Raw genomic sequence first — 9,097 nt, 5'->3', positions numbered from 1 at the left:
CCGCCGGCGCCAGGGGGCGGTCGTCGCCGACCTGCTGCCGCACGTGCGTGACATCCGCCGGGCCGGCAGCGCCGCCCTCGACCTCTGTCACGTGGCGGCCGGGCGGCTCGACGGTTACTACGAATCGGGCCTCAACCCGTGGGACCTCGCAGGCGGGCAGCTGGTGCTGACCGAGGCGGGCGGCCGGGTCAGCGGCCTGCACGGTGCACCGCCGAGCCGGGACATGGTGATCGCCGCGGGCCCGGCCCTGCACCCCCTGCTCCGCGAGGCGGTCGACACCCGACACTGATCACTGGTCGCCCCGCGCGGCCCGACCCGCGGCGGCCAGTCAGTGGACGGCGGCGACCGTGGGGTCGACGGCCTTGGCGGACGGGTGCCGCGGCAGGAAGAACGCCGGGATGAAGGTCAGGATGACCAACACCCACGCCACCGTGAACGTGCCCGAGAAGCCGTCGGCGATCTGGGCCACGGCCTGCGGGATCTGGGCCTGCGTCAGCTGCGGCGGCTGGCCGGACTGCATGGACTCCATGAGCTTGCCGCCGAGCGGCGACCCCAGGATCTGGTTGGTGAGCACCACCGACATGACCGCCGCACCGACCGAGCTGGCGATCTGCTGGACGATGTTCATCAACGTGGAGCCCCGCGCGATCATCTGGTCCGACAGCGTCTGCAGCGCCGCCGTCATGTTGGGCATCATCGTCGCGCCCATGCCCATTCCCATGACGAACAGCGCGCTGAGCAGCAGCCAGTACGACGTGTCGGCACCCACCTGGGTGAGCACCGCCATACCGACGACGATCAGGACCAGACCGGACAGGACGATCCGTCCGGGACCGATCTTGTCGGTGAGCTTGCCGGCCAGCGGCATGGTGAACATCGCGCCGATACCCTGCGGCGCCATGAGGATTCCGGCCGAGAAGGTGGATTCGCCCCGGACCTGCAGGAAGTAGCTCGGGATGAGCAGCATGGCGCCGAAGAAGGCCACGGCGAACATGAACATCGTGATCACGGCCACGGTGAGCTGGCGGTTCTTGAAGAGGCGCAGCTCGATCAGGGGGTGCTCGGGCCGGAACGCATGCACCACGAACAGGGCGATCAGCACCGCACCGATCGCCGCGGGAACCAGGACCTTGGTGGCGAGGACGGTGCCTTCACCCGGCACGGACGAGACGCCGAAGAGCAGCAGCGCCAAGCCAGGCGACATGAGCAGCATGCCGACGAAGTCGAAGGACTCCGACGGGGTGGGGGCGTCCTTGGGCAGCACCCTGGCCGCCGTCAGGAAGGCAGCGATGCCGATCGGCACGTTGATCAGGAAGATCCAGTGCCAGCTGACGCTCTCGATCAGCCAGCCGCCGAGGATCGGGCCGGCGATCGGGCCGAGCAGCATGGGTACGCCGAGCACCGCCATGACGCGGCCGACCCGCTCCGGTCCCGCGGCGCGGGTCATGATCGTCATGCCCAGCGGCATCAGCATGCCGCCGCCGAGACCCTGGATGACCCGGAAGGTGATCAGCGACTCGATGCTCCAGGCGGTGCTGCACAGAACGGACCCGAGGACGAACAGCACGAGGGCCAGCAGGTAGAGCCGCTTGGTGCCGAACCGGTCGGCCGCCCACCCGGTCAGGGGGATCACCGTGGCGAGGGCCAGCGTGTAGCCGGTCATCGTCCACGCCACCGTGGCGTAGGTGGCGTCGAACGTCGACTGGAAGGTCGGCAGAGCGACGCTCACCACGGTGATGTCCAGGATGGACATGATGGCGCCCAGCACCACCACACCCGCGACCTTCAGGACGGCGGCGTCCAGTTTGTCGTCGGCGGCGGGCCTCGCAGAAGACGGTGGAGCAGCGGACATCAGTGATCCTCCGGACGGCTTCCCCTGCAGGGGCTGGCGGGTGACGGCGACGCCATCGGGTGTCGCCCCCGAGGCACATCACGATTTTGTCACGCAGCGGCCGCGGGGAGCGACAGAATTTCCGGCGCTACCCGGCGATCTTGATCACGTCCTCAGGCAACTGCTAGCAGGCGGCCGGATCGCCGCCCAGGAGCGGCTCGGCCTCGGGCACGCGCACGCCGTGCTCGCGTGCGGTGCGCACCAGCGTCTCCAGCTCGCCCGTCCGCAGCTCGACCAGGTAGTCGTCGCCCTTGCGACGCGCCTCCTGCAGTGCCCGCACGGTCTGCTTGATCCGCCGCTTGATCACGGCCACGAACTCACTCATGCCTTGCCACCTCCTGGTCCGGGGCGCAGACCATATGCGACGACCCCGGGGCGCTGTCCAACGCGGCAGGTGAGCGGGGGTGCAGGGGCGGTGGTTTTCGCCCGAGGCGGACCCCGGTGCGCGGACGCCGGGCGGGATAGGGCACAATCCGCCGCGCGACTCGGGCACAAAACGTGACCCCGCCGCGTTATCCCGGCAAAGCCGCGACACACCGTCCGCGGTGCCGCATTCTTGAACATCCTTGATCTGGTCACAGAACATCCCGAGGGAGGGGTTCCCACCCCATGGCAACTGATTACGACGCACCACGCAAGACCGACGACGACGGGGCCGAGGACTCCATCGAGGAGCTGAAGTCCCGCCGCGTGAGCAAGTCCACGTCGAGTGTCGACGTCGACGAGACCGAGCAGGCCGAGGGCTTCGAGCTGCCGGGTGCAGACCTGTCCGGCGAGGAGTTGTCGGTCCGGGTCCTGCCCCGCCAGGCCGACGAGTTCACCTGTTCCCAATGCTTCCTGGTCCACCACCGCAGCCAGCTCGCCAAGGAGGTCGGCGGCCAGCCGGTGTGCCGCGACTGCGCCGCCTGAGGTGGGCAGGCGCACCAGATAGGGTCACTCCTCGTGACTGACCCCGCTCCCGTCCCGGTGCTGCTGCGACGGTTGGATCCCGACCTCCCGGCGCCCGGCTACGCACATCCGGGGGACGCAGGCGTGGATCTGCACGCGCGCGAGGACGTCACCTTGGCGCCGGGGGAGCGGGCTCTGGTGCCGACCGGGGTGGCCATCGCCCTGCCGCAGGGATACGCCGCATTCGTGCACCCCCGCTCGGGGCTCGCCAGCCGGCACGGAATCACCACGCTGAACGCGCCGGGCACGGTCGACGCGGGCTACCGTGGAGAGATCCAGGTGAACCTGATCAACACCGACAAGGACCAGGCCTTCACCCTCCACCGGGGTGACCGGGTCGCGCAGCTGGTGGTGCAGCAGGTGAGCCCGGTCAGGTTCATCGAGGTGGACTCGCTCCCGGGAAGCCATCGGGGTGACACTGGACACGGAGCCAGTGGGGGCTTCGGCCCCCAGACGACGACAAAGGACTGAGCACGCAAGTGGGCATCTTCCGCCGCAAGGAGAACAAGACCGGGCGCCATCGCGGCACCGACCGGCCGGCCGTCGTGCCGGCGGCTTCGGACGAGGCGCCCCTCATCGAGGACGGTCCCGTCACCGACGAGGCGTCCGCCACGGACCCCGCGTCCGTGCCGGGCGAGCCGGGCGAGGGCACGGTGGACGACGTGGCGACCGACGCGGGAGTCGGCACCGAGGGCGAGCAGGAGGAGCCGGAGGACGAGCCGGAAGCGCCGGTGCCCACCGCACCGGTCACCCGCCGACACGGCCCGGTGGATCGCTCCGAGGGACCGTTCGACGAGTCCGAGGTGGAGGGTCCAGGCGGGCGCCTCGACCTCGGCGCCCTGTGGCTGCCCGGCCGGCCGGGCATGGAGCTGCGGGTCGAGGTCGACCAGGAGAACCAGACGATCGTGGCGCTGACCGCCGCGCTCGGTCAGTCCGCGGTGCAGCTGCAGGCCTTCGCCGCGCCGAAGTCCAGCGGCATCTGGGACGAGGTGCGCAGCGAGATCGCGGACAGCATCATCGCCCAGGGTGGCACGGCCGAGGAGGTCGACGGGCCCCTTGGCGCCGAGCTGCAGACCCGGATGCCCGGTCGCGGCGCGGACGGTCGCACCGTCTTCTCGCCGGTCCGGTTCATCGGCGTGGACGGGCCACGATGGTTCCTGCGCGGGGTGCTGTCCGGCCGTGCCGGGTCGGACGTCGACGCGGCGGCCGAGCTGATCGAGATCGTCAAGGAGACGGTCGTGGTCCGAGGACCCGACGCCATGGCTCCGCGGGAGCTGCTCGGCCTGCATCTGCCGGCCGAGGTCACGCAGGACGGTCAGGACGAGGCGGGGGCCACCGAGCCCGAGGACGGCGGCCAGCAGGACGCCGACGACCTCAACCCGTTCGAGCGCGGCCCAGAGATCACCGAGATCCGCTGAGGCTCCCGTGTCACACTCCACCGCATCCACCCCTTCCACCGCCGGCAGGCTGAGGCAGCTCGCCAGCCGGTTGTCGCGCACCCAGGACGAGGCCGAGGTGGAGGAGCTGCGGGTCGAGTCGGACCGTCCCGGGGTCACCGCGATCGCACAGCTGCAGAACCGTCGGCACGCCAACGTCTGCGGCGTCGTCCGCAGCGTCACGCTCCGTCCCCGCGAGAACGTCCCCGCCCTCGCCGTCGAGCTCTACGACGGTACCGAGCTGATGACGTTGGTGTGGCTCGGCCGTCGGCGGATCCGCGGCATCGAGCCCGGCGTCTTCCTCACGGCCAGGGGATGCGTCTGCATGCGCCGGGGCACGCCGACCATGTTCAACCCCTACTACGAGCTGATGCCCGGCCGTGGACACTGAGGCCGTGGTGGACGCGCCCACGGTGGAGGGCCTGATCAAGGAGCGGCTGTCGGCTGCCCTCGGGGGCTGGCGCGGTTCGCTCGAGACCGCGTTGCCGACCGCGGCGTTCGTCGTCGCCTGGGTCTGGGCGCACGACGTGCGCACCGCCGTCTACGCCGCGGTCGCCGTGGCGGTGGTGCTCCTCGTGGTCCGGCTGGCCATGCGACAGACGCCCCGCTACGTCTTCTCGGCTGTCATCGCCACCGCGATCGCCGCCTTCTTCGCCCTGCGCAGCGGTCAGGCGCAGGACGCCTTCCTCCCCGGCATCCTCGGCAGCATCGGCTTCGGGCTGCTCAGCATCGTCTCCGTGCTGGGACGCTGGCCACTGGTTGGATTCATCGTGGCCGCAGGCGATCCCGCGATGGCCGAGGACCCACTTGGGTGGCGACGCAACGCCGCACTCGTCCGGGTCTGCAGCCGCCTGACGCTGGTGCTCGTCGGACTGTATGCCGTCCGCGTGGCCATCATGCTGCCGCTCTACTTCGCCGGGCAGGTCGCTCTGCTCGGCGTGTCCAAGATCGTGCTGGGTTGGCCGGCCTACCTCGCGGCCGTGGCAGTGATGGGCCTGATCCTCGTGCGCGGCAACACCGCTCTCAACGACGACTGAGCGGAGCGACCCTGCCGCCGAGGAGCCGCGACCATCGAGACTGAGCGGAACTGACTAGAGCGTCACTCCCTGCCCCGGGTGGGCCGCTGGCCAGGGCTCAGCATCTGCTCGAGGGCATCCTCGGTCTCCGGCGTGGACACGAACAACAGCTCGTCGCCACCCTCGATGGAGTCGTCCCGGGTCGGCGCAATCGCCTTGTCCTCGCGCAGGATCGCCACGAGCACACACTCCGGGGGCAACTCCAGGTCTCCGACGCGGTGCCCGGCATACGGGCTCTCGATCGGCAGGGTCAGTTCCACCATCGTGGCGTTGCCCTGCTGGAACTGGAAGATCCGCACCAGGTCACCGACGCTGACGGCCTCCTCGACCAGGGCGGTCATCAGGCGTGGCGTGGACACCGCCACGTCGACCCCCCACGCCTCGTCGAAGAGCCACTCGTTCCTGGGGTTGTTGACCCGGGCCACCGTGCGGGGGACCCCGAACTCGGTCTTGGCCAGCAGCGACACCACGAGGTTGGCCTTGTCGTCACCGGTCGCGGCGACGACCGTGTCGCAGTCGGCCAGCCCCGCCTCGCGCAGGGCGCTGATCTCACAGGCGTCTGCGAGCAGCCAGGAGGCCTCCGGCATCCGCCGTGACTGGACGTCGTCGGCGTCCTTGTCGACGAGCAGGACCTGGTGGCCGTTGTGCAGCAGCTCGCGGGCGATGGAGCGGCCGACGCTGCCCGCTCCGGCGATGACGACGCGCATGGGGTCGCAGGTCCTTTCGGTGGGCTACGCGGGAGGAGGGGACTGGTCGAGCAGCTGCTCGATGACCGGGATCTGGTCGGACGTGGCGACGACGTGGACGAGGTCACCCTCCTGGTAGACGGTGTCCGGGCCCGGGATCATGCCCTCGCCGAGACGCGTGAGGTAGGCGATGCGAGCGCCGGCGACGGCCTCGATCCTGGAGAACCGCTGGCCGACCCAGTCGGCGTGGACCGGCACATCGGCCAGCACGATCTTGCCGCTCGGGTCGGTGTGCTCCGGCACCGAACCCAACGGCAGCAACCGGCGCAGGGTCTGGTCGGCCGTCCAGCGGACCGTGGCCACGGTGGGGATCCCGAGTCGCTGGTAGACCTCGGCCCGACCGGGGTCGTAGATCCGCGCCACCACGTGCTCGACCCCGTAGGTCTCGCGGGCAACTCGCGCGGCAAGGACGTTGGAGTTGTCACCGCTGCTGACCGCTGCGAACGCGTAGGCGTTCTCGATCTCCGCCTCGCGCAGGGTGTCGCGGTCGAAGCCGAGGCCGGTCACCCGGCGGCCCTCGAACGTGGCGCCCAGACGACGGAACGCCGCGGGGTTCTGGTCGATGACGGCCACGTCGTGGCCCTGCTCCTCCAGCGTGCCCGCGAGCATGGAACCCACGCGGCCGCAGCCCATGATCACGAAGTGCACGGTGCGACCGTACACCGCGGGCTGCGCGGACATACACTTGCGGATCGTGTCGACATCGGGCCGGATCATCAAGCGCGTTCTCGTGGGTCACGCCATGCGCAGCGACCGCCTCGGTGAGACCCTCCTGCCCAAGCGGATCGCCTTGCCGGTCTTCGCGAGCGACGCGCTCTCCTCGGTCGCCTACGCCCCCGACGAGATCTTCATCACCCTGTCGGTCGCCGGTCTGTCGGCCTACGCGTTCTCCTGGAAGGTCGCGGTCGCCGTCGCGCTCGTGATGCTGACGATCGTGGCGTCCTACCGGCAGAACGTGCACGCCTACCCCTCGGGGGGCGGGGACTACGAGGTCGCGACCACCAACATCGGGTCCTTCGCCGGCCTCACCGTCGCGAGCGCCCTGCTCGTCGACTACGTGCTCACCGTGGCGGTGTCGATCTCGTCCGGGGTCCAGAACGCCGCGTCGGCACTGGGGTTCGTCAACGGGCACGAGGCGACGTATGCCGTCGCGCTGGTGGTCCTCCTCGCGGCGGTCAATCTGCGCGGCGTGCGCGAGTCCGGCGCCACCTTCGCCATCCCCACCTACTGCTTCATGGCGGCGATCATCGGGATGACCGCGTGGGGGCTCGCGCGGCTCGCATTCGGGTCACTGCCGGCCGTGTCGAGCGCGCAGTTCGAGGTGCCCTCCGACACCAGCTTCACCCACGGCCTGGGCACGGCGGCGGGCGCCTTCCTGATCCTGCGCACCTTCTCCTCGGGTTGCGCCGCGCTGACCGGCGTCGAGGCGATCAGCAACGGCGTGCCGGCCTTCCGCAAGCCCAAGAGCCGCAACGCCGCGACGACGCTGCTGCTGATGGGGACCATCGCCGTCACCATGCTCATCGGCATCATCGTGCTGGCCAACGTGACACACCTGCGCTACGTCGACCCGGACTCCGACATGAACCGGCTGACCCTGGACGGGGTCCACGGGGTGCAGACCGCGCCCGGTGTGGCGATGTTCCCGAACGGCGTGGAGTACGACCAGCACACGGTCGTCGGCCAGCTCTCCGACGCGGTGTTCTCCAACTTCCCGCCCGCCTTCTACTTCACCATCGCCGCCACCGGCATCATCCTCGTGCTGGCGGCCAACACCGCCTTCAACGGCTTCCCGGTGCTCGCGTCGATCCTCGCCAAGGACGGCTTCCTGCCCCGGCAGCTGCACACCCGCGGCGATCGGCTCGCCTACAGCAACGGCATCCTGATCCTCGCGGCCGGCGCGATCGTGCTCATCGTCGCCTTCGATGCCCAGGTGACCCGGCTGATCCAGCTCTACATCGTGGGCGTGTTCGTCTCGTTCACCACCAGCCAGATCGGCATGATCCTGCACTGGAACCGCAACCTGCGCCGGGAGAAGGACCGTCGGACGCGGGCACGGATGATGCGCAGCCGCGCGATCAACGCGCTCGGGGCGAGCATGTCGGGGACCGTGCTGGTCGTGGTGCTGGTCACCAAGTTCACCAAGGGCGCCTGGATCGCCATCGCGGCCATGGTGGTGCTCTTCGTCATGATGCGCGCCATCCGTGGCCACTACCGGCAGGTGAGCGAGGAGCTGGCGGTGGACGACGACGCCGAGGAGACCGTGCTCCCCTCGCGCGTGCACGCGGTGGTGCTCGTCTCCAAGATCCACAAGCCGACCATGCGGGCGCTGTCCTACGCCAGGGCAACCCGGCCGTCGATCCTCGAGGCCGTCACCGTCGACGTCGAGGCCGAGGAGACCAAGGCGTTGCAGGACGAGTGGGACCGGCGCGACATCCCGGTGCCGCTCAAGGCGCTCGCGTCGCCCTACCGTGAGATCACCCGGCCGGTGGTCGACTACGTGAAGTCGATCCGGCGCGACAGCCCCCGGGAGGTCGTGGTGGTCTACATCCCGGAATACGTCGTCGGGCACTGGTACGAGCAGATCCTGCACAACCAGAGCGCGCTGCGGCTCAAGGGCCGGCTGCTGTTCACCCCCGGAGTCATGGTGGCCAGCGTCCCGTGGCAGCTGCACTCGTCCGAGGGCGCCGAGGGCCGGCTCGAGGGACCGACCCCCGGGTCGGTGCGCCGGGGGAGCTGACGTGGGGGACCAAGCGCCTTCTCGCGTCGGCGAGCTGGTCGAGCTCGACATCGGCCCCGTCGCCCACGGCGGCCACTGCGTCGCCCGTGACGAGGGGCAGGTGGTCTTCGTCCGGCACACCCTGCCCGGCGAGCGGGTCCGCGCGCGCATCACCGAGGGGCGGGCCGACTCGCGGTTCCTGCGGGCGGACGCCGAGGAGGTGCTCGTCGCATCCCCCCACCGCGTCACGCCCCCCTGCCCGTATGCCGGGCCGGGCCGGT

Annotated in this window: 12 protein-coding genes; 8 read left to right on the top strand and 4 right to left on the bottom strand. The window is 70.2% G+C overall.

Annotated features, from left to right (window positions below; genetic code table 11):
• Positions 1-289 (top strand): inositol monophosphatase family protein (locus FRW57_RS12435; RefSeq protein ID WP_338055368.1); only part of this gene is annotated, 289 nt, incomplete at its 5' end.
• Positions 290-328: 39 nt separating this feature from the next.
• Here FRW57_RS12435 and FRW57_RS12430 read toward each other — a convergent pair.
• Both FRW57_RS12430 and FRW57_RS12425 read right to left on the bottom strand, forming a co-directional pair.
• Positions 329-1,852 carry a DHA2 family efflux MFS transporter permease subunit gene (locus FRW57_RS12430; RefSeq protein WP_152186111.1) on the bottom strand — a complete coding sequence of 508 codons (1,524 nt, stop codon included), beginning with the start codon at positions 1,850-1,852 and terminating at the stop codon, positions 329-331.
• Positions 1,853-2,015: 163 nt separating this feature from the next.
• On the bottom strand, positions 2,016-2,216 hold the full coding sequence (locus tag FRW57_RS12425) for a hypothetical protein (protein ID WP_137121079.1): 201 nt from the start codon (positions 2,214-2,216) through the stop codon (positions 2,016-2,018).
• A gap of 284 nt (positions 2,217-2,500) precedes the next feature.
• Here FRW57_RS12425 and FRW57_RS12420 point away from each other — a divergent pair, with 284 nt between their 5' ends.
• The 5 genes from FRW57_RS12420 to FRW57_RS12400 are packed head-to-tail and all read left to right on the top strand — an operon-like array spanning position 2,501 to position 5,312.
• On the top strand, positions 2,501-2,800 hold the full coding sequence (locus tag FRW57_RS12420) for a DUF4193 domain-containing protein (protein ID WP_137121080.1): 300 nt from the start codon (positions 2,501-2,503) through the stop codon (positions 2,798-2,800).
• A 33-nt stretch (positions 2,801-2,833) separates the two neighbouring features.
• Positions 2,834-3,310, top strand: a complete 477-nt coding sequence (dut, locus tag FRW57_RS12415) for a dUTP diphosphatase (protein ID WP_137121081.1) — start codon at positions 2,834-2,836, stop codon at positions 3,308-3,310.
• 8 nt (positions 3,311-3,318) lie between these two features.
• Positions 3,319-4,257 carry a DUF3710 domain-containing protein gene (locus FRW57_RS12410; protein WP_238999411.1) on the top strand — a complete coding sequence of 313 codons (939 nt, stop codon included), beginning with the start codon at positions 3,319-3,321 and terminating at the stop codon, positions 4,255-4,257.
• 7 nt (positions 4,258-4,264) lie between these two features.
• On the top strand, positions 4,265-4,666 hold the full coding sequence (locus FRW57_RS12405) for an OB-fold nucleic acid binding domain-containing protein (protein ID WP_162308160.1): 402 nt from the start codon (positions 4,265-4,267) through the stop codon (positions 4,664-4,666).
• Positions 4,656-5,312 carry a DUF3159 domain-containing protein gene (locus FRW57_RS12400; protein WP_152186110.1) on the top strand — a complete coding sequence of 219 codons (657 nt, stop codon included), beginning with the start codon at positions 4,656-4,658 and terminating at the stop codon, positions 5,310-5,312. Before FRW57_RS12405 ends, FRW57_RS12400 begins: the two co-directional genes overlap by 11 nt.
• A gap of 62 nt (positions 5,313-5,374) precedes the next feature.
• Here the strand turns inward: FRW57_RS12400 and FRW57_RS12395 are convergent, their stop codons facing one another.
• Together FRW57_RS12395 and FRW57_RS12390 are read right to left on the bottom strand one after the other, a co-directional pair.
• The gene (locus FRW57_RS12395; protein WP_137121083.1) at positions 5,375-6,058 is read right to left on the bottom strand and encodes a potassium channel family protein; all 684 of its coding nucleotides are present in this window, start codon (positions 6,056-6,058) and stop codon (positions 5,375-5,377) included.
• A 24-nt stretch (positions 6,059-6,082) separates the two neighbouring features.
• Positions 6,083-6,778, bottom strand: coding sequence for a potassium channel family protein (locus tag FRW57_RS12390; protein ID WP_238999410.1), 696 nt, complete (start codon positions 6,776-6,778; stop codon positions 6,083-6,085).
• Between the two features lie 13 nt (positions 6,779-6,791).
• On the opposite strand from FRW57_RS12390, the gene FRW57_RS12385 reads away from it, so the two are divergent.
• Positions 6,792-8,837, top strand: coding sequence for an APC family permease (locus tag FRW57_RS12385; RefSeq protein WP_373681292.1), 2,046 nt, complete (start codon positions 6,792-6,794; stop codon positions 8,835-8,837).
• Position 8,838: 1 nt separating this feature from the next.
• The coding region (locus tag FRW57_RS12380; RefSeq protein WP_152186109.1) for a TRAM domain-containing protein at positions 8,839-9,097 on the top strand (259 nt) is incomplete at its 3' end.

This window comes from Segeticoccus rhizosphaerae, from assembly GCF_009192725.1.
GTDB lineage: Bacteria > Actinomycetota > Actinomycetes > Actinomycetales > Dermatophilaceae > Segeticoccus > Segeticoccus rhizosphaerae.
The sequence above is the reverse complement of the archived record's forward strand: the minus strand, read 5'-3'. Positions and strand labels throughout refer to the sequence as shown.